Origin of the sequence: Alcanivorax borkumensis SK2 (assembly GCF_000009365.1) — a bacterium.
In the GTDB taxonomy this organism is placed as follows: Bacteria; Pseudomonadota; Gammaproteobacteria; order Pseudomonadales; family Alcanivoracaceae; genus Alcanivorax; species Alcanivorax borkumensis.
This window is the reverse complement of the sequence record NC_008260.1, coordinates 3,051,818-3,075,829: the sequence shown is the minus strand read 5'-3', so window position 1 is coordinate 3,075,829 and position 24,012 is coordinate 3,051,818. Positions and strand designations below refer to the sequence as shown.

Annotated in this window: 20 protein-coding genes; 13 read left to right on the top strand and 7 right to left on the bottom strand. The window is 50.5% G+C overall.

All coding sequences use genetic code 11. The features are described from left to right. The first annotated feature begins 3 nt into the window (after positions 1-3). The 9 genes from ureE (at position 4) to ABO_RS13855 (ending at position 7,143) form a co-directional block, all read left to right on the top strand. Positions 4-534 carry an urease accessory protein UreE gene (ureE, locus tag ABO_RS13895; protein WP_011589989.1) on the top strand — a complete coding sequence of 177 codons (531 nt, stop codon included), beginning with the start codon at positions 4-6 and terminating at the stop codon, positions 532-534. A gap of 45 nt (positions 535-579) precedes the next feature. Further along, positions 580-1,164 (top strand): HupE/UreJ family protein, encoded by a 585-nt coding sequence (locus ABO_RS13890; RefSeq protein ID WP_050731525.1) that lies wholly within the window; start codon positions 580-582, stop codon positions 1,162-1,164. A 7-nt stretch (positions 1,165-1,171) separates the two neighbouring features. Next, on the top strand, positions 1,172-1,861 hold the full coding sequence (locus ABO_RS13885) for an urease accessory protein UreF (protein ID WP_011589987.1): 690 nt from the start codon (positions 1,172-1,174) through the stop codon (positions 1,859-1,861). A 140-nt stretch (positions 1,862-2,001) separates the two neighbouring features. Then, positions 2,002-2,649 carry an urease accessory protein UreG gene (gene ureG / locus ABO_RS13880; protein ID WP_011589986.1) on the top strand — a complete coding sequence of 216 codons (648 nt, stop codon included), beginning with the start codon at positions 2,002-2,004 and terminating at the stop codon, positions 2,647-2,649. 523 nt (positions 2,650-3,172) lie between these two features. Next, on the top strand, positions 3,173-3,931 hold the full coding sequence (locus tag ABO_RS13875; protein ID WP_011589985.1) for a hypothetical protein: 759 nt from the start codon (positions 3,173-3,175) through the stop codon (positions 3,929-3,931). Between the two features lie 83 nt (positions 3,932-4,014). Then, positions 4,015-4,812 (top strand): tRNA(His) guanylyltransferase Thg1 family protein, encoded by a 798-nt coding sequence (locus ABO_RS13870; protein WP_041705184.1) that lies wholly within the window; start codon positions 4,015-4,017, stop codon positions 4,810-4,812. A gap of 141 nt (positions 4,813-4,953) precedes the next feature. Beyond that, positions 4,954-5,817, top strand: coding sequence for a hypothetical protein (locus ABO_RS13865; RefSeq protein WP_198407801.1), 864 nt, complete (start codon positions 4,954-4,956; stop codon positions 5,815-5,817). 67 nt (positions 5,818-5,884) lie between these two features. After that, positions 5,885-6,457 (top strand): hypothetical protein, encoded by a 573-nt coding sequence (locus ABO_RS14155; protein WP_011589983.1) that lies wholly within the window; start codon positions 5,885-5,887, stop codon positions 6,455-6,457. A gap of 287 nt (positions 6,458-6,744) precedes the next feature. Next, positions 6,745-7,143 (top strand): SMI1/KNR4 family protein, encoded by a 399-nt coding sequence (locus ABO_RS13855; RefSeq protein ID WP_011589982.1) that lies wholly within the window; start codon positions 6,745-6,747, stop codon positions 7,141-7,143. 446 nt (positions 7,144-7,589) lie between these two features. On the opposite strand, the gene ABO_RS13850 is transcribed toward ABO_RS13855, so the two are convergent. The 4 genes from ABO_RS13850 to ABO_RS13835 form a co-directional block, all read right to left on the bottom strand. Then, a complete protein-coding gene (locus tag ABO_RS13850) occupies positions 7,590-9,197 on the bottom strand; it encodes a GMC family oxidoreductase (RefSeq protein ID WP_011589981.1) in 1,608 nt (535 codons plus the stop codon). Positions 9,198-9,224: 27 nt separating this feature from the next. Beyond that, positions 9,225-10,679, bottom strand: a complete 1,455-nt coding sequence (locus ABO_RS13845) for an aldehyde dehydrogenase family protein (protein WP_011589980.1) — start codon at positions 10,677-10,679, stop codon at positions 9,225-9,227. Between the two features lie 51 nt (positions 10,680-10,730). Further along, the gene (locus tag ABO_RS14720) at positions 10,731-11,255 is read right to left on the bottom strand and encodes a rubredoxin (protein WP_011589979.1); all 525 of its coding nucleotides are present in this window, start codon (positions 11,253-11,255) and stop codon (positions 10,731-10,733) included. Between the two features lie 118 nt (positions 11,256-11,373). Further along, positions 11,374-12,588, bottom strand: coding sequence for an alkane 1-monooxygenase (locus tag ABO_RS13835; protein WP_011589978.1), 1,215 nt, complete (start codon positions 12,586-12,588; stop codon positions 11,374-11,376). 263 nt (positions 12,589-12,851) lie between these two features. On the opposite strand from ABO_RS13835, the gene ABO_RS13830 reads away from it, so the two are divergent. The 3 genes from ABO_RS13830 (at position 12,852) to ABO_RS13820 (ending at position 17,903) form a co-directional block, all read left to right on the top strand. After that, complete coding sequence (locus ABO_RS13830; protein ID WP_232501275.1) at positions 12,852-15,434, top strand: LuxR C-terminal-related transcriptional regulator; 2,583 nt, start codon at positions 12,852-12,854, stop codon at positions 15,432-15,434. Between the two features lie 143 nt (positions 15,435-15,577). Beyond that, positions 15,578-16,924, top strand: a complete 1,347-nt coding sequence (locus ABO_RS13825; RefSeq protein ID WP_011589976.1) for a Na+/H+ antiporter NhaC family protein — start codon at positions 15,578-15,580, stop codon at positions 16,922-16,924. 46 nt (positions 16,925-16,970) lie between these two features. After that, a complete protein-coding gene (locus tag ABO_RS13820; RefSeq protein WP_011589975.1) occupies positions 16,971-17,903 on the top strand; it encodes a DUF808 domain-containing protein in 933 nt (310 codons plus the stop codon). 45 nt (positions 17,904-17,948) lie between these two features. Here ABO_RS13820 and msrB read toward each other — a convergent pair whose 3' ends face one another. Further along, positions 17,949-19,010 (bottom strand): peptide-methionine (R)-S-oxide reductase MsrB, encoded by a 1,062-nt coding sequence (gene msrB / locus ABO_RS13815; RefSeq protein WP_011589974.1) that lies wholly within the window; start codon positions 19,008-19,010, stop codon positions 17,949-17,951. Between the two features lie 146 nt (positions 19,011-19,156). On the opposite strand from msrB, the gene ABO_RS13810 reads away from it, so the two are divergent. After that, positions 19,157-20,008, top strand: a complete 852-nt coding sequence (locus ABO_RS13810) for a DNA ligase (RefSeq protein ID WP_011589973.1) — start codon at positions 19,157-19,159, stop codon at positions 20,006-20,008. A gap of 67 nt (positions 20,009-20,075) precedes the next feature. Here the strand turns inward: ABO_RS13810 and ABO_RS13805 are convergent, their stop codons facing one another. Together ABO_RS13805 and ABO_RS13800 are read right to left on the bottom strand one after the other, a co-directional pair. After that, on the bottom strand, positions 20,076-22,055 hold the full coding sequence (locus ABO_RS13805) for a bifunctional 2',3'-cyclic-nucleotide 2'-phosphodiesterase/3'-nucleotidase (RefSeq protein ID WP_011589972.1): 1,980 nt from the start codon (positions 22,053-22,055) through the stop codon (positions 20,076-20,078). Positions 22,056-22,121: 66 nt separating this feature from the next. Further along, complete coding sequence (locus ABO_RS13800) at positions 22,122-24,008, bottom strand: hypothetical protein (protein WP_011589971.1); 1,887 nt, start codon at positions 24,006-24,008, stop codon at positions 22,122-22,124. Positions 24,009-24,012: the final 4 nt, after the last annotated feature.

Sequence of the window (24,012 nt, the reverse complement as noted above, 5' to 3'; positions counted from 1 at the left end):
AGCATGATCGAACTGACGAAAAAAATTACCGATACCGTCGCGCTGGAAAAAATCGATCCGGCGAGACTAAAAACCCTCAGCCTACCGCTCGATGCACGGATCAAAAGCCGGCAAAAAGTGCAGCTGACATCCGGCGAAGGCGTGGGCCTATTCCTAGAGCGAGGCACCCTGCTTCGCGGTGGGGATGTGCTTACCAATGCAGACGGAGTGTTGGTCAAGGTGTTGGCCGCCAACGAAACCGTTTCCACCATTGTTTGCAGTGATGCACTGATGCTAACCAAGGTGGCCTATCACCTGGGCAACCGTCACGTTCCGCTGCAGATCGAAACCGGCTTTGTTCGTTACCAGCACGACCATGTGCTCGACGACATGGTGCGTCAGCTTCCGGGCGCCGACACCTGCGTGGACGTACAGGTTGAGCAGGCCCCCTTCGAACCGGAAGCGGGTGCTTATCAGCAAGGCGGTGGCCATTCCCATGGTCATGCGCACAGCCATTCCCACGAAAAGCCACACTCGCACACTCACAACCACTGATTTCTCACGGTGCCAAAGGGCACAGGTACGTTAAAGGAGCACAGCATGAACAACACAAAACACAAGCTTACCGCTGCTGTTATTACCTGTGGGCTTGCCATAAGCCCCATGGCCGCGATGGCCCATACCGGCGAAGGCGGCCACGTTCATGGCGGTTTTACCGCCGGGCTCATGCATCCAATTACCGGCATGGATCACCTTGTGGCCTTGGTGCTGTTCGGCGCCTTACTGGCCGGTATTCGCCTGCAAGAAAAACGCTTCGCGTTGATTGCTGCAGGCGTTAGCTTGGCGGCGGGTTTTGTTGGTGGCGTGGCACTGGGCGGCCATGTGGCCATGGAGTGGTTGATTACGGCATCAGCGTTGTCGTTCGCCGCAGCGTTGGCGTTTCCAGCGGGCTCGCGGGGCAAGGCGGCTTGCGTGGTGGCTGTTCTATTGGGCGCGCACGGCTGGGCCCACGGGGTGGAAATGAGCGGTGGCATGGGCGGGTTTGCGCCAGGCTTCTTCGTCAGCTCTATGGTGCTAATGGTAGCCGGCTTGGTGCTAGGCCAGCAGTTACAGCGAATTGCTCCCGCTCTGCGCGCCATTGTGGCTGGGGGTGCCGCCCTCGCGTTAATGCTGCTGGCAGGCTGATCGCCTCATGAATAACAGCGCCTTCTTTCGTTTGCAGCAATTGATCAGCCCATCGCTGCCCATCGGTGCCTTTACCTATTCGCAAGGCATGGAGTGGGCGGTGGAGTGTGGCTGGATCAAAAATGCGGATGACCTGCATTGTTGGCTCGAATCCCTGCTGCAAAGCAGCGTCCAAACCTTGGAATTACCGGTACTAGCGCGGCTCTATCACGCCAGTTGCCATCAGGATCGTGAAGCCTTTACCCATTGGGCGCACACCCTGTTGGCCTGGCGGGAAACCCGTGAGCTGCGCATGGAAGAATGTCAGCGTGGCCATGCCCTCACCATGGTACTGGACAGGCTCCCAGACGCTGCGAATTGGCCAGAGCTGCAGCAACCCGAATGGCGCGATGCGCTGGCGCAAACCCAATTAGCAGGTTTCGCCCTGGCGAGTGCCCGCTGGGGCATCGAGCTGCAGCAAGCGCTCAACGGTTACCTATGGAGTTGGCTGGAAAACATGGTGATCGTGGCCGTGAAGTTAATTCCTCTTGGCCAGAGTGATGGGCAGAGAGAGCTCTATCGTTTCAGTGATCAATTGGCCGCGATTACCCAGCACGCCCTGGCCATGGATGACGACGATATTGGCTCCTCCTCTCCCGCCATGGCCATCGCCAGTTGCCTGCACGAAACCCAATACTGCCGGCTCTTCCGATCATAAGGCAGGTTCAAGAAGGGCACCAAACAAAGAAGAGCATCTAACAAAGCAGCTGCGGCAGCACAGCCGTGAAAAATTGATGTGGGAGCGTGCTTACACGTGAAGCCCAACACCTCGATAGGCACCACACAACGGAGACAACCATGACAACCGATTATAAATCCCCCCTGCGCGTTGGTATCGGCGGCCCAGTAGGTTCCGGAAAAACGGCCCTGCTGGAAAAACTGTGTAAGGCCATGCGCGACGATTACCACATCGCCGTAGTCACCAACGATATTTATACCAAAGAAGACCAGCGCATCCTCACCGAAGCGCAGGCTCTGGAACCGGAACGTATCGTTGGTGTGGAAACCGGTGGTTGCCCGCACACGGCCATCCGTGAAGACGCCTCCATGAACCTGGCCGCAGTAGAAAACCTGGCGCGTAAATTCGGCAACCTGGACGTAGTGTTTGTGGAAAGCGGCGGCGACAACCTTAGCGCCACCTTTTCGCCAGAACTGGCGGACCTCACCATCTACGTTATCGATGTGGCCTCCGGCGAAAAAATCCCGAGAAAAGGCGGCCCCGGCATTACCAAGTCAGATCTGCTCGTCATCAACAAAATCGATCTCGCACCGATGGTGGGCGCCGATCTCGGCATCATGGCATCAGACACCAACCGCATGCGCGGACAAAAGCCCTGGGCGTTTTCCAATTTAAGAAATGATGTGGAGGGGCTGGAGAAAATTATTGGGTTTGTTGTAGAGGAAGGAATGCTGGTGAGCCATTCGGAGAAAGCGGTAAGCGGTTAATTATGAATGAACAGCGCAAGCCCGGCTAAGCCGGGCTTTTTTGTGGCTATTAAAACTCTCTCGCTGCGCAGGAGCATCGCTGACGACACCATAGCCGCCTTTATTGAATAGCTTTGCGCAGCCAGGCACGGGCTTGATCAAGTAGCCTTACGGGCTTGTCAGGAATGAAACCCGGAATATCTGTGGCTCTATTACTCATAGCGTTCTCCTTACCCATAGCTGGCTTGGGCTATGGAAGCCCGTGCTCAACAGAACGGAGCGCAAGTGCGTGTAGGAGATATCTCAAAATTCGCTAAGTCATTGATCTTTGGTTCGGATTGCGACTTAAATGTGCATGGAGTCCCCCGGAAATAGGCCGCTCGTTCGAGTTTTGTCAGATGCGAAAGGTTCTCGCTTCCTGGGTAAGTTGCTAAATGCTATGGGTTTATCGGAATTATATACGGTGGCCTGTTAAGAATTATGTCGAAAAAAGATATGTCGAATCGTTCGACTGAATACGCTGTTATGTGAAGAGAGATAGTAAATGATGAATAAATTGCTCGCTGTGCTTCTTCCCCCTCACCATGAATACTCGGGCAATCTACTATGGAACGCCGCTGACGTTATCGGCAGGGAGTCGGAAATAGGAGAGTCTATCAATCAACTCAGGGGGCTGGGCTATTGGGCTAGTGCATTTCCAGAAGGCGATGGGGTTACATTTACGGAAGATAGTGGAAAAAAGAGCACCGATGAGCTGACACAGGATGTTAGCTCAAGCTTTGTATGGCTAAATATTTCGGTCGATCTTTCAAAAATGGATCAAGAAGCTCCTAAACGATCTCCTATGGCAACATTAGGATATGAAGACCCGATAAAGATTGGAAAAGCCGAAGCAGCGCTTATGCAGCTAGAGGATGCAATTGATCTATTTCTGAGCGGGAGGAGGCTTTCGTCCATCACTTTGGCCGCAGCTGCAGATGGAATTTTCTCCGGTGTCCTAAAACAAAAAGGAGAAAAGTCTGCTGCGGAGGAAACCTGGGATAGCATTGAGAAGGCTCGAGAAAAGACGGGGTTAAATATTGCAGGTGATCGCACTAGAAAAGATGCTTTCAACGAATGGAATTGGCATCAAAATAGATTGAAGCACCATGATAAACGAGATGAAGAGTGGCTCGAAATAAACATTTTTGATCATGCTTACTATGCGATAAAAAGGGCATTAGCAGACTCAGAAAAACTTGGGTTAGTACCTAGTAACCATTATCTATTTGAAAAATGGATTTTCGAGAATATATTCACATAACAAGGCGCTGCTGCCGGACAAATTTTCCGCTGCGCTCCAAATTTGCCGCAGAGCACGGCGTTATGCGTAAAAGAAGGTAGAACATGGAAGAAAAAGAAGAGATTGAAAATCTCTGCTCTAGGGTAGATCACTATAAAAAAAACGAGGAGCAGTCAGAGCGGCTTGGCACTTCTCCGTCAAGTAGTTATCTCTGTGTGAGGCTTGATGGTATTGGTTTAAGCAAGAAATATCTAAAAAACAATGTATCGAATGGCGAGTTTGATGTTGCGATGAGAGAGGCGTTTGAAGCAACTTACGATGTGTTGCGTCGCAAGGCCCCAACAAATGCAAAAAACATATTCTTATGCGCGTTTATTGCATCTGACGAAGTTTCTGTTGTGCTAAATTCCCAGCCGAATTATTACAAGGGGCGTCTATTCAAAACAGTAACAACAATCGCTTCTACTTTTACTCACTTCTTAACACGTAATAGCTGCCCCAAAGTTCACGGGAAATCACGAAAAGAAAAAAAATACGACGGGTCGTTCGATGGAAGGCCACTTGTATTCCAGGATACAAGCGAAGTAGTTGATTACGTCGCATACAGGTACGCCACTTACATAAGAAATACCTCTGCGAAACTGCTTCGGCTAAACGGCCTGTCTGATGACGAGCTGTACTCCAATGGAAATCATAATAATCTGAAATTCATTTCGTCGCATATTTCTGACAGAGGGTTAATAGAACAGCAAGTTCATATACCCAAGCATCCAAGGCTCTATGTCCCAACTAGCAGCGGAGAGCTTATTGAATATAAGTTCACCTCCTTGCACGAATTCGAGTCCATAGCAAGTAATGCAATCAAGGAATTTAATCAGTGGCTGAAGCAGAAATGCGCATAACAAGTAGCTCCACCGGACAAAATACTCGCTCCGCTCGAATTTTTCCGGTGAGCAAGGCGTTAAGTGCCTTTCCGGCGATGGAGAAACATTCTGATTAGTATAGTTTTTGGAGCAGGGGCAAGTTTTGGTTCAGGTGGATGCTTGCCAAAAAACCCTCCTCTCGGCAATGACTTATTTAACGATCTTGAAGGCTTGAAGGGAGCATTTTATAGACTAGACTCCGATTCAAAATCAGTATTTAACGCTTATGGCTTCGAAGCGGGCATGGCTACTATTGCTGATGACAGCAGGCTCATAAACCTACTACAGAAAGAGCTAGCTTGTTATTTATCAAAATTTTCCACTAGACCAGACAATGCTTATGTACGTTTATTTAACAAACTGCGAAGCTGTATGGGACAGATAAATATCACAACTTTAAATTATGATCTATTGATAGAGCAATCCCTCGCCAGCAATGGCTTTAATGTTGATTATAATGCTAGCGGCAATGGAGTTAATTTATTAAAGCCACATGGCTCTTCCAATTTTCTACCTCAGCTTCCAAATGGCCTGATTATGTCAGGTAATACTATGATAGGTTGTGGAACGTATGTGGAGGGTCTTGAAACTAAAGCGGTGTCGACCGCACATGAAGTAGAAGCTTGGTGCAATGACCAAAACAACTCTGACTTGAGTCCTGTTTTGGCTATGTATGCAGAGGGAAAGCGTGTGGTCGTAAATAGGGATCTGATTAAATATACACAGAATAGGTATTCTGAGATTATTGCTTCCTCATGCTTAGTTGTTCTTGTTGGCATAAAGTACATAGTTCATGATACGCATATATGGAAACCAATTGAGCAATATCGACCAAACCTTTTTATAGTAGATCCATATCCACAAAGTACCATTGATTGGGCAGAGGCTAACAATTTCAATAACACTGTTATTATAAAAAAGAGTTTTGATAAATCAATTTGGGACATAACGAAAGCAGTGCATCGAGAACTCTATTGCACTTAACAAACGCGTCAATTAGGACGCTCGCAAGCTCGCGCCTATTACGCGGGCGTTAATTCAAAGAGATGTTATGTCAGAATTTTCAGGTTCAGAAGCAGCTGAGTTATTTTCTGACTACTATGAGCTGATTTCCGAAGAGAGTGATCGCGGAGCAGTCATTGTCGCAGCCTCTATATTAGACGAGAGCTTGGGCGAGATTCTGAAGACTTTTTTGCTCCGTCCTTCAACAAAAAAAGATAATTTGCTTGAAGGCGCGTATGCTCCGCTCGGTTCTTTTTCGGCAAAAATTGAGTTGTCTTTCCGTTTGGGAATTATCCGCAAGCCAATTCGGCAGCAACTAATGCTGTTCAAATCGATAAGAAACGATGTCGCACATCGGCTTTCAGTCGCTAGCTTGCAAGACGAAAAATGTCGCTCAAGGCTCGCTGAAATCCTCAACACTACCCCTGATATTACGCATCAAATGATTAAAATCCTGATCCAAGCAGGTCTCGATATCAGTCATAAAGAACGTGGGGATAGTTTTCTCGATACCTATGGCTGCAGACGGACGTTTGATCTGCTTTTTTCTATGGTATGTATGGCGACCACTCAAATAGCCAAAACGATCGAGCCAATAGACTGTTTTATCCAAGAGAGTTAACAAGGCCAGGCACGGCGACGTGTAGCTCCCCCGCTTTAGTGGCCACCTTATCCTAACCAGAGGAGGTGGAAAAATTTTCCGATACAACAGCCTCAGAAAGACCTGGCAGTATTCGACAGAATTTAAGGCCAAAGCTCTTGAGCTGAGCTATAACTAAGGTATTCAGGTTTAGCAGGTGGCTGCCGGTTTTTATATTTATTTGATGATGCTGTACCGGTGGCAGAGAGAGTGCAGGGAAGGAACAGACGCTAGCGCCGCTGCGCGGCGCTATACGTAAAAGGGATATCATGGCTTTTCCAGTGGATGAGAAATATATAGAAAATACCAAAAATGAATTGGGGGTAAAATTTCCCGATTCGTTCCGAAAAAAGATGATGAAGTCGAACGGTGGTGGCGTTGAAGTATCAACGGATTATTTTGAAATACACCCGTTCTACGATACTTCAGATAAAAAGAGAATAAAAAGAACCTGCAATAGTATTCTTCACGAAACGAAAATAGCGCGTGAGCATTATCGACTTCCTGAAAATTTAATCGTCATCGGTAATAATGGGGGTGGCGACGTTCTTGTCTACAAAACTGAAAAAGAGGGCAGCATTAATAATGCAGTGTACTGGCTAGACCATGAAACAGAAGAGCTAGTGCTTGCCGCAAAGGACTTCGGTGAACTTAACCAAAGCGTATAACCAATGTAGTCTGCTCTTCTCTGTTTACGAAGAAGCCCATGACAGAAGTGCTTTCTTGGAGGGTTTTGGCTTTAATGGCAGTCGCCCTGTTCTAGGGAAACATATAATCGTCCACTTTAATCAAGTCTGTAATTCAATGGAGTGGCTGGTGGGAGGAAATATCGGTGACGCATAGAGTAATGCCCTACATGCGGCAAGCGCATAATGGACGGCGTTAGGGGGAACTGTTCACTTCCTCCTTCAGCGAGGTAAAGCGTTAGCCATGGATGTGGCTCATTTTTCTATTCTCGCTCCGTGCTTTTACCAGTAACAAGAGCCATTCAGGCCTGATCCAGATGCAACTTTCATCATCTGATCAAGTACGACTACCTTATATCGCTTTCAGTAGTTCGTACGCCTGAATGGCCGATGTCATTAGTATGCCCGGTGGCTTACGTCGCCCGGGTTTACACTTGGACCTTTCCCAGCAGGATGTCGGCCGCATTTTCGGCAATCATCATTGTGGGTGCGTTCGTGTTACCCGCCACCAAGCTGGGCATTATCGAGGCATCGACAACTCTTAGCCCTTCAACGCCTCTGACTTTCAGTTCCGGATCGACAACGGAATCAGGGTCGGCCCCCATACGACAAGTGCCAACAGGGTGGTAGATGGTTTCAGCATTTTCACGGATAAAGTCTGCTAGTTGAGCGTCCGTAGATACGGACTCTCCCGGCATAACTTCCCGTTTACTATGAAGCGCCATTGTTGGTGCTCCGAGAATGCGTCGCCCAAACTTAATGGCGGATATCATTGTTTTGATATCTTCGGGGTCGCTCAGATAGTTAGGCTGAATCAGCGGATTGGCCAATGGGTCAGGGCTTTGCAATCCAATGAAGCCTCGGCTTTTCGGCAACAAATCGCAAATGTGCAAAGTGTAGCCATAGCCTGCCATTACTTTTCGGCCATGATCCTTCAGGTAAGTGGGCAAAAAGTGAAATTGCACATTGGGTCGCTCAGACGAAGGGTCCGATTTCACAAAGCCGCCAGACTCGGCAACATTACTGGTAAGAAAACCACGTCGCGCAAAGATATAGGAGAAAAGTGCGCTCACCCCACGGAATAAGAAGCTGGGTGCAACGCCAATGGGCAAACGAGAGTTCGCCGTGTGCATGATCGTGATGTCCAGATGATCGGCCAAATTCTGGCCGACTTCGGGAAGGTGATGAACTAGCGGAATGCCGTGTTTCGCAAGCTCTTTACTATCCCCGATGCCAGACAGCAGGAGGAGCTGTGGTGAATTAACTGCACCACCAGACAGGATGACTTCGCCGCCGGCATTGAGTCTCAGCTGGCGATATTCACTTCCCTGTTTCAGGGTCACGCCAACCGCTCGCTTACCCTCCATAGCCACGCGGGTTACTCGAGCATCGGTTAGCACGTCAAGATTAGAGCGGCTCTCAGCGGCACGCAAAAATGCTTGCGCTGAACTCCAGCGCTGGCCATTTTTCTGCGTTACTTGGTAAAGCCCCAATCCGTCTTGTGATTTGCCGTTAAAGTCTGTGTTCACGGGCAGGTCTACGTGAGGCGCTGCTCGAACAAAATCACGGCTCAGCGGGTTGATCGATTTTAATTCGCTTACAGTGAGCTCACCATCTTTGCCGTGGTATGGGTCTGCGCCAAGGCGTTGGTTGTCTTCCACCCGACGAAATAATGTTAATGCACGATCCCAACCCCAGAGGTTGTTGTTACCGGCAACTTGGCCCCAATGATCGTAGTCGGCTTTATGGCCCCTGATATACACCATGGCATTAATAGAAGAAGAGCCACCAAGCGTCTTTCCGCGGGGCCAAAACAGTTGGCGCCCTTTCAAGTGTTCTTGAGGCTCGGTTTCTAGCGCCCAGTTGAGTTTTCTATTGTTGGCGAGGAGAGCGATGCCAATAGGCATGTGAATTAGGGGATTTTTATCCCGTGGGCCGGCTTCGATCAGCGCTACGCGTTTTGAAGTATCCGCACTAAGGCGGTTAGCCAACACACAGCCAGCCGACCCGGCTCCTACAATAATGTAATCGTACATAATAACTCTCTTATTATTTGTTAATACTCAGCCTAAAATACGAACAGCAGCATTTATAAGCTGCCGAACCCAGCCAGTGTAGGGAGGGAAAAGGAGATGGATAAGAGAATGCCTGTCCTCCATCAAAACCTTATCGTGTGAAAATGAACGGAAGCCATATTCGCCATGCGCCGCTCCGATCCCTGAATGATTGACTCCACCGAACGGAAGATTCGGATGTAGAAAATGCACCACCGTTAGGTTAATTCCCACAGCCCCTGAACTTGTTTGCTCAACAATATGTTTAGCAAAGGATTTATCTTCATCAAATATATAAAGCGCGAGAGGCTTAGGGTTGTCGTTGATTTGTTCAATAACCGAATCGATATCATCGTATTCAATAATGGGCAGAATAGGGCCGAATAGCTCTTCCCGTGTGATGTCCATATCGTTGGATACATTTGTAATCAATGTGGGAGCGATAAAGTTTTGATCAGTATCTATAGCCCCGCCTTCAAAAATTTTCGCCCCTTTAGATTTTGCGTCATCTATTAGGTTTGAAATTCGCTGAAAGTGACGCCTGTTTACTATTCGACAATAGTCAGCGGTAGATTTTTGAGCTTCAAGCGTTTTTCCGTAAACGCGGCCAATTTCTTTTTGAAGCGCTTGGTTGAATTGCGCTGCAATATTGCTGTGCACAAAAACATGATCTGGAGCAATGCAGGTTTGGCCGTTATTAGCGAACTTACCCCAAACAATGTTTCTTGCGGCCTTCTTTATATTAGCATTTGGGCCTACAACGGTAGGCGATTTCCCTCCCAGCTCGAGTGTTACCGAGCAGAGGTTCTTGGCGGCAGCTTCCATAACTACCTTGCCTACCGCAGGGCTGCCTGTGAAAAATATGTGGTCGAAGGGCAGGGCTAACAGTTTTTGTGATACAGCAGCGTCGCCTTCAATCACGCTGACTAAGTCAGGCGGGAAGGTTTCGGCGACAATGTTGGCAATGACTTTAGAGGTGTGTGGCGTCATTTCCGAGGGTTTGATGATGACGCTGTTGCCGGCAGCTAACGCTGATACTAGAGGGCCTAGTGCAAGATTGAGAGGATAATTCCAGGGCGCAATAATTAAGCACACACCCTTTGGCTCCGGCCGGACATGGGACTTTGTACCTAATACACCAATGGAGGCGGGCGCCCATTTGGGACGCATCCATTTGCGCAAATGTTTTTTTGCATGTCGAATTTCCTGAAGTACCGGGAGGAGTTCAGTTAATTTGACTTCAGGCGCAGGTTTTTTAAAGTCTGCTGCACACGCGGCAATAATGTTTGATTCGTGGCGTTTGAGCGAATCTCGCAACTTATTAAGCTGCGCTATTCGAACATCCAGAGTGAAACTAGCACGGCGCGCAAGTTGCGCCCGCTGTAATGCAGAAAAGACGGAATCAATTGTATCGGCGGTTGGCGCGTTAGTCGCACCAACCTCAGCCAGATTAGCAATCTTCATGATGAAATTACCTCTTGCCGAATGAGCCTATCGTTATTATGAGCCTGATGGCTAATCTTCATGGAGGACATAGTCCTCTTTTGTGGCACCACAGTCGGGACAGCACCAATCGTCCGGGATATCTTCAAAAAGAGTGCCTGGCGCGAACCCTTCAGTTTCATCGCCAAGAGCTTCATCATAAATGTGACCGCAAGTGATACAGATCCATTTACGAAAGGTGGTCTCTTTGCCGGTGGAGTCTTTAGACGATTTTGCCCGTGCGGGTTTGGCTTTAGCCTTTGCTTTGGCTTTATTGTTAGCTGAAGGAGTCGAGGCCCCCGTTGATTTTTGAGGTGAAGCCTCTGCCTTAGGTGGGGTGGTAGCAGTGCGCACTTCTGGGGTGGCCGCGCCAGACGCCGGGGACGCGGAACCGGATTCTATTACTACGAAGTCAGCTTTATCCCTTACTGCACAGTCTGGGCAGGCCCACTCTTCAGGAATCGTTTCCCAAGACGTTCCTGGGGGGAAGCCTTCGTGTGGGTGGCCAGCGACTTCATCGTATATATATTCGCAATCGGGGCATTGATATTTAGCCATTTAAAGCACCTTTGAACCAATATTATTGTCTTTAGTTAATGGCGCCCGACGTACACGCCGGGCGCTGTTCCTCAAAGTGTGAAAGCACGAGCTTTAATAGATGGATTTCTGTTGGCGATTATTTGGCAACGGTTGTATCGGGTGACTCCGAACCCTTTACTCCAAATTTTTGCTCATAGAATTCACGCATTCCCGGCTGAATCTGGATCTTATTAATGTCTCCGTGCGCCCACTCCATCACCCGATCATCCATTAGTGAACGAAACCAGGAGGGAAAGAATGCGACGAAGAACATCCCAGGGTAGCCCGTAGGCAGGGTGGGAAGGTCGCTGAAGTCCCTAAGTGATTGATAAGATCTTGTAGGATGCGCATGGTGATCTGAATGACGTTGCAGATGAAACAGGATGAGGTTCGACATTACATGGTTTGAATTCCATGAATGATGGGGTTTTTGATGCTCGTAACGCCCGTTCGGCAGCTTTTCACGCAGCAGTCCGTAGTGCTCAATATAATTGGCACTGGTCAGCTGCCACCAGCCGAAGGCCATTTGAATGGGCAAAAAGATGAGCATTAAAGGACCGAAAAATGCCAGCAATGCGGCATAAAGCACTACCGTCAAAATCATAGGCTGTAAGACTTCATTATCTAGGCTCCATACGCTTTTGCCGCAACGGCTGAGGCGCTGCTCTTCCAAGCCCCATGCCCGTTTAAAGGCACCAGGAATTTCACGCAGTGAAAACGTATAAATAGATTCGCCCATGCGGGATGTAGCCGGGTCCATCGGTGTTGCTACGTCACGATGATGCCCTTTATTGTGTTCAATGAAGAAGTGACCATATCCGACCACGGCCAGTACAAGCTTGGCCATCCAGCGGTCAAAGGTTTCTTTTTTATGCCCGAGTTCATGGCCTGTGTTGAGTGCCAGTCCATTAACAATGCCCAAAGAAAGGGCGAGAGCTAAAAACTCGAATACCCCTATTGGTTGGGTAGATACCCACCAGGCACTTATAATCAACGCTGCATAATGAATAGGAACGGTTAAGTACGTTAAAACTTTGTAGTAACGGTCTTGTTCAAGCTTAGGAACAACGGATTCAGGAGGGTTGGAATAATCCTCGCCAAGCATGGTGTCGATCAAAGGGACTAGGCCGTACCATAGGATTAATACTAATCCGTACCATATACTCCACCCTGTTTGGGATACGAGATATAGGCCAATTATTGGTGTTGCTGGCCACAGTACAGAAAGAATCCACAAGTGGCGCTTTCGGTCCACATAACCCTCATTATCAGCATCACTTCGTGGGGGCTCGGTTAAAATGTTCTCTGACATTAGGATCACCTTGTTTTATCATATTGATTGTTTCTACAGGCTGTGCGACACCGCGTAATGTTGGTGAGCGGACGAGTTGTAGGTTGTAGGCAGTGGTAGGGTTAGCTAGAAATAGAGGCCAAACAACTACTCCAAAGGGTAGTTTTTGCTCTGTACATAATATCAATATGCATTCATCCCTTAGTACGCAGGTCTTTGGAGGAGATGCAACAGGGGGTCTTGTTGCCATGCTGTGCGATAACTTGGAAAACTGGTGCCTTAGAATGTCTGACCGGATGTGGGCCCGGCAGCGTTTTATTACTCAAGGGTGCATAGAGCGCGGTCGCCTGAAAGCCTCTGCCGAGTCCGAATCAAAAGTTATTCTTTACCGGGCCCCTTTAGGTTATGGCAAGTCTGTGCAAGTTGCTTTCGAGGCGGGCACTCAGGGCCGAGAGGAGGGGGGCGTCGCCTATATCAATACGCGATCGTATCCTGGCTCCGGTGAAATTACGGATTCTTTGTTGGCTGCGTTAATTTTATATCAAATTAAAGGCCGTGAACCCTGGAGCGTTATTCAAAGTAATGATGACATCATTGAGTCACTTCGAGATACGCTGTGTAATGCTAAAAATCCGATAAAAATTTGCATAGATGGCATTGGGGAGGCTGAGCATGGCGTGGGCCTGGTTGAGAATTTAATATGCGAAACCCCCAATAATGTGAAATTTTATATTGCGCCCAGTAATGCTGGAGCGTTGGCGCGCTTGTCTATGATGGCGGGTGTGGTGACATATGGCGCGCATGACCTTGTCTTCACAGAAGAGGAAGTATGTGAGTTGCCGGGAATGCATAGCGCCAAGGCTAAAAATGTTATAGAGGCTACTGGTGGATGGCCCGCACTTGTTGGGCTTATGTGCCACACTTCAAATCCAAACCTCCCCGCTGCGACCTGGCCGGAAACCCGTTCGTATTTCAGAAACAATCTACTCAACGCGCTGCCAAATAATACACGGGAATTTATTTGCAAAGCCGCAATGCTGGAAGAGATCAGCGTTGCCTGCTACGACTACGTATATAAAACAGAAGAGGCCCATAAAGAAATTCCGTTTATTAATGAAAATTATGCGCTCTTTACCCCCACAGAATCTTCCAGAGAGTGCATGGTTATGCACCCGGTGCTAAGAGAGTATTTGCGTGGTTTGTTTGATTCTATTCAGCGAGAGCGTCGCTCATATGTGCTAAAGCGTGTCGCATTTTGGCATTGGCGTAGGGGTGAGTATCTCCATTCAATCAATGCCGCTCAGGAGGCGAGCGATCACAGCTGGGCTCGAGCGGTAAGCGATAGCATTATCTTAGACGTAGCACTCAGGCAAGGCGAAATAGAGGTGCTTCGAACATGGTTCGAAAAAGTGCCGGTTCGAACGATAAAAAAAATCGCGTCCTTAAGCATCAGCTATGCTTGGATCTTGTATTTCAGCCAGCAAGCTCGGCAAGCAGAAAAAATACTGGCAAGCTCCACGGAGTCCTGCAGCAGAGGTTTAGACAACCTTGATGAAAAAGGATGGCGGAAGCTGGTCGACGCGGTAGGAAAAGCGACACAGGATCAATTTGCGCAAAGCCAAACCCTCTGCCAGCAATGGATTGATACTTTCGGCGAGCGTAACATGGTCGGCAAGGGAGCGGCGCTTACGTGCCAAGCATACATTGCTTCCAGTGATCGTCGCTTTGAGGATTTAGAGCAATTATTACACAGGGGAGCGGTAGCCAATCAGTCTTCCAATCAACACTACGCTTTTGTTTGGCTTAAAACGGCAGAACTTCAGGCTGAAATATTTAAAGGTGATATCGCTCATGCAATGAGTATATTACTTGAAGCCAATAAAACAGCAGAGAAGATGGGGGTGTCAAAAACATTTTTAAATAAAATGCTTGGCTCCCTTGAATTGCAAATTCTGCACGAGAAAAGCCCTAGCCTAATTAGTTATGAGTCTGCGGAAGAGTCATTCAACTTCGCATTAAACTATGGTGTTACAGATATTTTATGGGGTTGCACGCAAACGTTCAGTAGTTTCCTGTACCAGCAAGGGTTAAGAGATAGGGCTATGGCCATATTGGAGCAAACCCGGATAGCTGCCTGCGAAAGAGACCTACCTCGACTTAACATGCTAGCTAAAATACAGCTGGCTGAGTTTACGCTTATAAACGATGAGGAATTAGAGCCGCCGATACTTCCTGATGAGAGTGAGCTGACATTTTTGCCAAATCAAAACCAAGCCATTCGCGCACGTATTGCGCTAGTCAATTCAATGTATAGGTTGAGGCTTGGAAAGCAGTTTGGTGTTGCTGAAAAGTATGCAAAAAAAGCATTACAAAGCGCCAGTGCAATTTCAGACGCTAGAACCAAGATCGCCGCCCAATATTGCCAGGCATTAGCGGTTTTTGGCCTCGGTTCATCAAAATTAGCGAAGCGCACAATTATTGATGCCGACCAGCTTACGGAACATTTAAGCTGTTATTTTACCCGAGACTGGATTAAAGAAGCATTAATGTCGTTTAGCCCCATTGCTCGGGATCTTTTTGATACGTTGCCAGAAAGCGCAGAGACTAACGCTACAAAAGATCTCGAGGTGAGAAAAGAAGAGGCTGACGCCCGCCCTAAACTCACTAATACCCAATCAACCATTACGATAAAGCAAATTTCTCTGTTGAAATGTGTAAGCAGTGGAATGACGAACAAAGAGATCGCTGAGCGGCTTCTTATAACAGAGGATACCGTCAAATGGCATCTGAAAAAGATTTTCAGCGAACTTAAAGTAACCAACCGGGTTCGGGCAGTGTCTGAAGCTAGGCTACGCGGGCTTCTATAGCACCACGAAAATAAAAGAGAAGATGAGCGAGTGCGCAGCAAGTGGCCATTAATTGATTTTTTAATGGCACGTTAAGGCGGCTATCGACATGGCCTCGGAAGCTCTACACTGGGTCGATCATTGGTTGATCGGGACGCCCCTACATGGCCAACACACATAACCACGCTGTGCCCTCTGGGCGCGTTTGGCCGCTGCTCCCTTTGTTGTTTTTCCTGGTGGTGTTTCTTGGTAGTGGCTTGTACTACACCGCTGCCGATACTGACTTTGCTTTCTACCAGATAAAGGCGCCAGTGGTGGCCATGGTCGCTATTGTGTTGTCCATGTTGATGGCGCGATTGGCTGGGCAGCGATTAAATACCAGTGTGGAGCGCCTGGTGGCGGGGATCGGCCACCCCAACATTATTCTCATGTGTTTAGTGTTTCTGCTGGCCGGCGCCTTTGCCAGTGTCAGCGTTAGCATTGGCAGTGTGGAGGCCACTGTCCAACTTGGCCTGAGCATTATTCCTTCCCAGTGGGTGCTGCCTGCCCTATTTCTGATCTCTGCTTTTATAGCCACCGCCATGGGTACGTCCATGGGCACCATTGCGGCAACGGCTCCCATTGCGGTCGGCTTTACCGGCGCTACCGGGTTGCCCATGTCACTGGCGTTGGGCGCGGTGGTGGGTGGCGCCATGTTTGGCGATAACCTGTCGATGATCTCCGATACCACCATCGCGGCTACACGTAGCCAGGGTGTGTCGTTGAAGGACAAATTTCGGGTCAACATCTGGATTGCGGTGCCGGCGGCCTTACTGACTCTGGGCTTGCTAATCGTATTGGGCGGTGGTGAGCACCAGGTAGAGAGCAAACCTTTTCAGGTTGCTCTAGTGGTGCCTTACCTGTTGGTGTTTGGTTTGGCACTCAGCGGCCTTAATGTACTGGCGGTACTGATCATCGGTATTGTCGCTGCAGGCGCCACCGGCATAGCGATGATGGACGATTATAATCTGGCCACCATGAACGGCGCGATCTATGAAGGCTTCCAAGGCATGTTCGAGATCATGCTGTTGTCCATGTTGATTGGCGGCTTGTCTCAGCTGATGACCGACCAGGGCGGTACCCGCTGGGTTATTGAGCGCATTCATGGCTTGACGCGCTGGCTTAGGCTGCCGTTGCAACGTGCCGGTGAAATGGGCATTGCCCTGCTGGTGGTGTTTGCGAATGTGTTTGTGGCCAACAATACCGTGGCCATTGTGCTGACTGGGGAGATGGCCCGTGATATTGCCACTGACCATGGTGTGGACTTGCGCCGTTCTGCCAGCATGCTGGATATTTTTTCCTGCGTGGTGCAAGGCTTAATTCCCTATGGGGCGCAAGTGTTGCTGGCCTGCTCCATTGCCAAGCTTTCACCGTTGGCGTTAATCGGTTCTATCCATTATTGCTGGGTTCTGGCCATTGTCGGCATTGTCGCGATCACCATTAACCGGCCTAGGTTGAATTTTGTAAAGTGACTAAAAATTAGACTTCAAAAAAATTTATTTTTTAAGGATAAATAACGTGGCAGGAACAAGTTTACTGATGTTGCTGGATGACATCGCCGCAGTGCTTGATGACGTGTCGGTGATGACCAAGGTGGCAGCCAAGAAAACCGCAGGGGTGCTGGGCGATGACTTGGCGTTAAATGCGGAGCAGGCATCGGGCGTGCGTGCAGAACGCGAGCTTCCTGTGGTGTGGGCCGTGGCTAAAGGTTCCATGCGCAATAAATGTATTCTGGTTCCTTCGGCGTTGTTGATCAGTGCTTTTTTGCCTTGGTTGATCACTCCATTGTTGATGTTAGGTGGCGCTTACCTGTGCTATGAAGGGGTGGAAAAACTAGCGCATAAATTTTTTCATGGAGCAGAAGAATCTCAAGAGCATAAAGAAAGAATTCAAGCCATGATTGACCCGAAAGTGGACTTGGTCTCTTTTGAAAAAAATAAAATTAAAGGGGCTGTTCGAACGGACTTTATCTTGTCTGCAGAAATTATTGTTATTGCTTTGGGAACAGTACAGGCTGCGCCTTTTTTACAGCAAATTATGGTGATAAGTCTTATCGCGGGGGCCATGACCATCGGCGTTTATGGATTGGTGGCTGGCATTGTTAAGTTAGACGATGCGGGTTTGTATTTGATTGAATCGGGTAAAGAAAAAAATGAAAAAATTCGGTCTTTTTTAGGAGGGATGCTACTTGGTTTTTCTCCTAAACTAATGAAGTTTTTATCCGTGGCAGGAACGGCTGCTATGTTCTTGGTAGGCGGGGGTATTTTGCTTCATGGCTTGCCAATGAGTCACGATACTTTGCATTATATAGACGAACTAATGGTGACCTTTCCCATGGCCGCTGTGCTAAGCGTTTTGATGCCCATGCTTGTAAATGTAGTGCTGGGCATTGTCGCTGGCAGCATTGTTTTGTTTGCAGTAAAGGGCGTTAATTTTTTGAGACAAAAATAAGAAAAAATTGGAAAAGCGAGAAAAAATTCTCGCTTTTCATGTGCGCTATTGAAAATAGGAAAGATATTTTCCGTAACCCTTTTGGGTCATTTCCTCCAGAGGAACAAATCGCATTGCGGCAGAGTTCATGCACCATCGCTTGCCTGTAGGTGCTGGGCCGTCATCAAAGACATGGCCCAGATGCGAGTCTGCGTAGCGGCTGCGCACTTCGGTACGAGTGGTGAACAGTGTATTGTCTTCATGAGCGGTGATAAAGGCCTCATCTATAGGTTGGGTAAAGCTCGGCCAGCCTGTGCCAGATTGGTACTTGTCTGTTGAAGAGAAGAGTGGCTCGCCACTGATCACATCCACATAAATGCCTTTTTCTTTGTTATCCCAATAGGGATTGTGAAAAGCGCGTTCGGTGGCGTCTTCACGGGTCACCTTATAGGTCAGTTTTGGTAACGTTTTTTGTAAATCCGAATCACTTGGGCGCTCAAATTTATCTGCTCCCTGCCAGGATTGTGTTACGTCTTTTACAAGCCAAGGGCGGTGATCTGGATCATCCCAGTGCTCTTTTAGAAACTGGTCGCGACCGGATCGATAGCGGTAATACTTGTACTTGAGCGAGTGGGTTTTGTAGTAATCCTGATGGTAATCTTCCGCGGGATAAAAGCTATCTAGCTTGGTGATTGCTGTGACGATGGGTTTTTTAAAGGGGCCACGTTCTTCCAGTTCCATCCTTGATGCTTTAGCAGCCTCTTTTTCTTCATCGGTTTGATAAAAAATTTCGCTGCGATACTGGGTGCCCCGGTCCACGAATTGTCCGTTGGCGTCGGTGGGGTCGATATGGCGCCACAACCAGGTCAGTAGGTTGTCGTAGCTAACCACTTTGGGGTCATAGATGACCTTTACGGCTTCGGTGTGCCCGGTGCTGCCAGCGGCTACTTGTTGATAGCTGGGATTGGCGACGTCGCCACCCGCATACCCGCTGATAACGTCGCTAACGCCGTTCAGTTGCTCAAAATCGGACTCGGTACACCAGAAACAGCCACCGGCGAAATAGGCTTCGGCGGCTAGGGATGGTGCGCTGATTATCAGCAACCCCAGTAATGTAATCATTCGCATAAGTGCTTACCTCCTGCCTGTTGGATGCAGCCGGTCGTGATTTGTTGCAAACCGTTATGGCTTACATCACCGGTATGTGTAAACGGACAGGGAGCGGAGCCCGAATCTGTCATGGTACCAGCCTGACATAAACCGGGGGCAATGCCGTGAAGAGCAGGCAAGGGCTGGCGATTATTGGTCTGTGGATAATGGCTGGCTGGTGTTTGGCGCAGGGCCCGGCACTTCAGCTAGCGCAGACATATCAGCAGGGAATGGCCCTGGAGGGGTACTGGGTCAGCGAAAAGCTGGATGGGGTGAGAGCTTACTGGAATGGGGAGCACTTGATCAGTAAAGGGGGGTATGTGATCAATGCCCCGGCTTGGTTTGTGCGCGGTTACCCGAGTACGCCTATGGACGGGGAGCTGTGGATGGGGCGCGGGCGTTTTTCGGCTGTTTCTGCAGCGGTGCGGCGGGTGCAGCCCAACGCTGAGGAGTGGCGGCACATTCGATATAAGGTGTTTGATTTGCCGGCCAGTGGTGCGCCATTCTCACAGCGTATTCAACAAATGAAGGCGCTGGCGTCAGCCAGCAATGGCTATACCTTTTCCGTCATAGAACAGCAGCCGGCCTCAAGTCACGCGGCATTATTACAGCGGTTAGACAAGGTGATGGCGGCAGGGGGGGAAGGGCTGATGCTGCATCACGGCGATAGCCTGTACCAGGCGGGCCGCAGTGATGCGGTGTTGAAAGTGAAGACCTATCAAGATGCGGAAGCGGTGGTGATTGGCTACACAGCAGGCAAGGGGAAATACCGTGGCATGATGGGGGCGCTGGTGGTTGAAAGGGCGGATGGTCGGCAATTCAAGCTGGGGACCGGCTTTACTGATAAACAGCGCAAGGCACCGCCGCCCTTGGGGGCCACGGTGACTTACAAGTATTTCGGAAAAACGGCTACGGGGCTGCCCCGCTTTGCCCGTTTTCTGCGTATTCGACGCGATGAACCTTTGGCCGAGCCGTAAGGGGGCTGGTGTTATTTCGGGTACAGCGATATTACCCGGCCCACCGTGCGGGGCAGGCCGGGATGCCTCAGGGTTGCAGGTTCAGTTCGTAGATGGCTTCGTTACCACTGTCGTCCAGTAACGTGGCGAGGAAGCTGCCACCCGCTCCGGCAACCGCATCCGCCACAAAATTCTTTGCGCGGTTGGTATTGGGGACCCGGAATACGATTTCCAGATTGCTGGTGTAACCCAGGATGGGTGCGAAGGACCAGTTATTGTCGGCGGTGGGTGTTACCGGGCTGTTGGCCTGAATGTAGTTACCCACTACCTGGCGGTTTTCATCCGGGGATTCAATCACCACATGATCGCCACCCGTGCCGGCGAATTTACCGCCGTGGGCGCGGTAGTCGTTACTGGCAATAAGAAACGTCTGGTCAGGATCAATGGCGGTTCCTTCAAATTGCAGGTCGACAATGCGTGTTCCATCGCTGACTTTGACACAGTCGCCGTTGTAGCGGGCCGGTTCGGTTACATCGATTTGGTAGGTGACGCCGTCGATCACATCGAAGTTGTAGGTGGGGAAGCCAGTGAAATCCACCAGCTCCTGACGGTCAGCCGTATCGGTGATCTGGAAGAACTGCGAGGCGGAACACTCCAGCCATTGTTCCAGTTCGGCACCGGTGACTTTAACCGCCATCAGGCGGTTGTTATACAGGTACAGGTCGGCAATGTTTTTCACTTTCAATTCGCCGGCGGGCACCACGGTGAAACTGCTTTCCTCGGCGCAGACGCCCTTGCGGTCGCAGGCTTTGAACGGCGCCGCAGCAGACAGCACCGGCAGGCCATCCAGCTCGGTGCCGACAATGGCGTCTTCCACATAGGCCTTCTGGGCATCGCTAACAATCTGGATGGAAGGATCATCCTTTACCACGGCCAGGAAGCTGAAAATGTCGTCGGTGGATTCGCCGATCACTTGGTCCATGTACTCCAGTGTGGCGTCGTGGTCGGGTTTGACCAATGCGGTCAGTGCGGCGTCTGCCTCGCTTTCCGGGTTTAGGGCTCGGGCTTCTACCTTGCTGTCCACCACGGCCCAGCTTTCGTCGTCTTCATTGAGTGCCAGAGTCAGGTCGATGATGCCCAGGTGGCTGCCCCAGTAGCCGGGCATCACCGAGGGCACACCCTTGATGGTGCCTTTTTCCAGATCCACGTTGGCGGTTTTGGCAAAGTCTATGGAAGGAAAGGTTAGGTGGCTGTGGCCGAACATGATGGCGTCGATACCCTCCACATCGGCCAGGTACCAGCTGCTGTTTTCTGCCTTGGCGTTTTCCGAATAGGCGGTGGTGTTGATACCGGAATGGGGGATGGCGACGATGATGTCCGCGCCCTCCGCTTTCATCTGCGGGACCAACAGCTCGGCAACGGCCTTGATGTCTTTAGTGCTGACCTTACCCTCCAGGTTCTTCTTGTCCCACTGCATAATCTGTGGCGGTAGAAAGCCGATAAAACCGAGAGTCAGCTTATGAGGATTGCCGTCGCGATCATAAACGGTCTTGGTGATTAGCGTGTACTGGTCAAAGTAGGGGGTGCTGCCGTCGGCGCTAAAAACGTTGGCGCTGATGTAAGGGAAGGCGGCGTCGTTTACGCTCTCGGCGAGGAAGTCCAAGCCATAGTTGAATTCGTGGTTGCCGTAGTTACCCACGTCGTAGGCCATTTCATTCATGACTTTATAGACCGGATGCACCTCGCCGCTGGTGAGCCCTTGAGCTTGACGCCAGTCACCCATAGGGCTGCCCTGGATTAAGTCGCCGTTATCCACCAGCGCGGAGTTACCCGGGTAGGTGATTTCCTCGCGGGCCTGTTTGACCAGCATGGCGGTGCGTACCAGGCCGTGGCCGTTATCCACGCTGTCGCTGTAGTAGTTATAGTCCATTACGTTGGCGTGGATGTCGGTGGTTTCCATCAGGCGAAGATCCACCCGTGGGGTGTTGTTATCATCGCCGCCACAGCCACTCAGCAAGGCGCCGCTGGCCAGAGACAGAACCAGCAGGGATCGCAGTGAAGTACTCATGGTGTTTCCTGTGTGTTGAGTTGAAAGAAGGGCGACGCGAACGCCGCGGGTGATGTCTTGGGTGTTTCAGGGGCAGTTACCCATTACCGCGAGATGGCTCACGGATTCTAGGCTGGGTGTGCTCATGTAGAGGTCGCGCACGCCGTCCACCTTGAGGGTCTGGCCGACCATGGCGGGGTTGTTGGCGGGGCTGTATTCGGCGCGCTGATCCGCTTCCAATTTCACGTAGAGGGTGGTGCTGCTAACAAGGTCGCCCAGCTCCAGGGCATGGGGGTCGTTAACGCCGCCAATCACTTCGCCAATGACGGTGAGCGGACTGCCTTGGCTGCTGGCGTAGGCATCATTCACCGAGACGGCGCCATTGCTGCCACACGTGCCGCTCGATGCATTGCTGGCCACCCATTGCATGTCGGTGACGTATTCGATGCTCGGTTCGCCCATGTAGACATCACGCTCGCCAGAGACCTGGAGTGTCTCGCCGACCACCTGCGGATTATTCTGCGGGCTAAAGGCACTGCGATACTGACTTTCCAGTTTCACGTAAAGCGTGGCGCTGCCGGCACTGTCCTGGATTTCTAGGGCGTACTCGCCGTTGATGGCTTGGGTGATCACGCCTTCCACCGTCACCGTTGTTCCCGTGGGTTCGGCTAGAGCGTCGCTCACGGATAGAGCATTGCCGTTGCCACCGCCAGTGCTGCCGCCCGGGCCGTCCGGTGCGCCGTAGGCCGCGTAGTCAAAGGTGCTGGCATCCCAGGGGTTATAGCCGCCGGAGGGGGTGTTCCAAGGCTGGCCGTTATCCGGGTCGTCCAACTCTTCGCTGGCCATGGGGGTCGGGGTGGCGGTGCCTGCTGGGTGGGCGCTGGTGTCGAACCGAGTATAGCTTTGCGGTGTAGCAAGCCAGTCGATCAAGTTCATGCTGAGCTGAGCCGCGTTACCGGCATCGGTCCAGCCTGGGTAGGTGCTTTTGGTATTGCCGTTATCCTGACGTTTGTATTTTGGGCTGGCATCTTCGATGGGGCTGGAGTCGCCAATAAAAGCGGCTTTGCCCGCCCCGGATTTGGCGATGGCCACATAAGGGCCTTCGGCGGTGCCGCCAAAGTAGAGACCAGAATCCACCGCGTGGCTCCAGCGGCTGGGGCTGTCGCTAGTGGAAAAGTACACTAGCCCCTTGGCTTTGGTGGGGTCGGTGATGGCAAGGGTGGCGCCGCCGGCCATCAGCACAGGGCCCACGCCGGTTGTGAGGCCTTCCACTTGGCTGGCGGGTTCGATACCGCTGGCGCCGCTATGCCAGTCGATGGCGTTGAAGCGGAAACGAATACCGAACTCCTGGGCTAACCAGCCGTTGGCGGTGCCCGGGTTGCGTAGATCGCCGTAGCTGCCGCCTACATTGAACTGGGGCAAGGTGGAACGATTGTAGCCATTGAATACTTCGGTACTGTCCCAAGTGTTCAGGTTGCGGTCTGCGTTATAGTGGTCGGCAATAAAGAAGATGCCCTTGCCATCGGCGACAAAATCTTCCAGCGCCTGTAATTCCGATTGGGTGAAAGGGCGGTTGCTTTCAGCCAGCACCAATACGTCGGCATGACTAATGGCGCTGTAGGTAATCACCGCTTCATTAGCGTTACTGTTGGCCGTGCTGGGGTTGGTGTAGTCATCGACGAACTGGATAACGCCGTCGCTGTTTTTATCTACCCCGCGATATTCCTGCACGGTATAACCGGCATTGACGAGACTGTCAGCAAAATCGGAAAAGCCGCCGTCGATAACCCAGTCGGCATTGCCTTCCGTACCACCGTGGGAGACATCGAACAGCACAACCTTGCCGTTATTGTTAGCGCCTGGGGATTTAATCGGTGCCGGGTAGTTCCAGTCGTAGGGAGCGGCGCTGACGCTGATGCAGAGCGTGGCGAGAATGGCGGTGACTACGGGTGTTGTGAGGGCGCGTTTTTCCATGTGC

What these genes read in the sequence shown, in the direction of transcription:
- msrB (WP_011589974.1), bottom strand. Translation starts at nt 19,010, where the DNA reads ATGCGAATGATTACATTACTGGGGTTGCTGATAATCAGCGCACCATCC.
- ABO_RS13870 (WP_041705184.1), top strand. Translation starts at nt 4,015, where the DNA reads ATGGAAGAAAAAGAAGAGATTGAAAATCTCTGCTCTAGGGTAGATCAC.
- ureE (WP_011589989.1), top strand. Translation starts at nt 4, where the DNA reads ATGATCGAACTGACGAAAAAAATTACCGATACCGTCGCGCTGGAAAAA.
- ureG (WP_011589986.1), top strand. Translation starts at nt 2,002, where the DNA reads ATGACAACCGATTATAAATCCCCCCTGCGCGTTGGTATCGGCGGCCCA.
- ABO_RS13805 (WP_011589972.1), bottom strand. Translation starts at nt 22,055, where the DNA reads ATGAGTACTTCACTGCGATCCCTGCTGGTTCTGTCTCTGGCCAGCGGC.
- ABO_RS14155 (WP_011589983.1), top strand. Translation starts at nt 5,885, where the DNA reads ATGTCAGAATTTTCAGGTTCAGAAGCAGCTGAGTTATTTTCTGACTAC.
- ABO_RS13855 (WP_011589982.1), top strand. Translation starts at nt 6,745, where the DNA reads ATGGCTTTTCCAGTGGATGAGAAATATATAGAAAATACCAAAAATGAA.
- ABO_RS13890 (WP_050731525.1), top strand. Translation starts at nt 580, where the DNA reads ATGAACAACACAAAACACAAGCTTACCGCTGCTGTTATTACCTGTGGG.
- ABO_RS13850 (WP_011589981.1), bottom strand. Translation starts at nt 9,197, where the DNA reads ATGTACGATTACATTATTGTAGGAGCCGGGTCGGCTGGCTGTGTGTTG.
- ABO_RS13800 (WP_011589971.1), bottom strand. Translation starts at nt 24,008, where the DNA reads ATGGAAAAACGCGCCCTCACAACACCCGTAGTCACCGCCATTCTCGCC.
- ABO_RS14720 (WP_011589979.1), bottom strand. Translation starts at nt 11,255, where the DNA reads ATGGCTAAATATCAATGCCCCGATTGCGAATATATATACGATGAAGTC.
- ABO_RS13830 (WP_232501275.1), top strand. Translation starts at nt 12,852, where the DNA reads ATGTCTGACCGGATGTGGGCCCGGCAGCGTTTTATTACTCAAGGGTGC.
- ABO_RS13845 (WP_011589980.1), bottom strand. Translation starts at nt 10,679, where the DNA reads ATGAAGATTGCTAATCTGGCTGAGGTTGGTGCGACTAACGCGCCAACC.
- ABO_RS13885 (WP_011589987.1), top strand. Translation starts at nt 1,172, where the DNA reads ATGAATAACAGCGCCTTCTTTCGTTTGCAGCAATTGATCAGCCCATCG.
- ABO_RS13835 (WP_011589978.1), bottom strand. Translation starts at nt 12,588, where the DNA reads ATGTCAGAGAACATTTTAACCGAGCCCCCACGAAGTGATGCTGATAAT.
- ABO_RS13875 (WP_011589985.1), top strand. Translation starts at nt 3,173, where the DNA reads ATGATGAATAAATTGCTCGCTGTGCTTCTTCCCCCTCACCATGAATAC.
- ABO_RS13825 (WP_011589976.1), top strand. Translation starts at nt 15,578, where the DNA reads ATGGCCAACACACATAACCACGCTGTGCCCTCTGGGCGCGTTTGGCCG.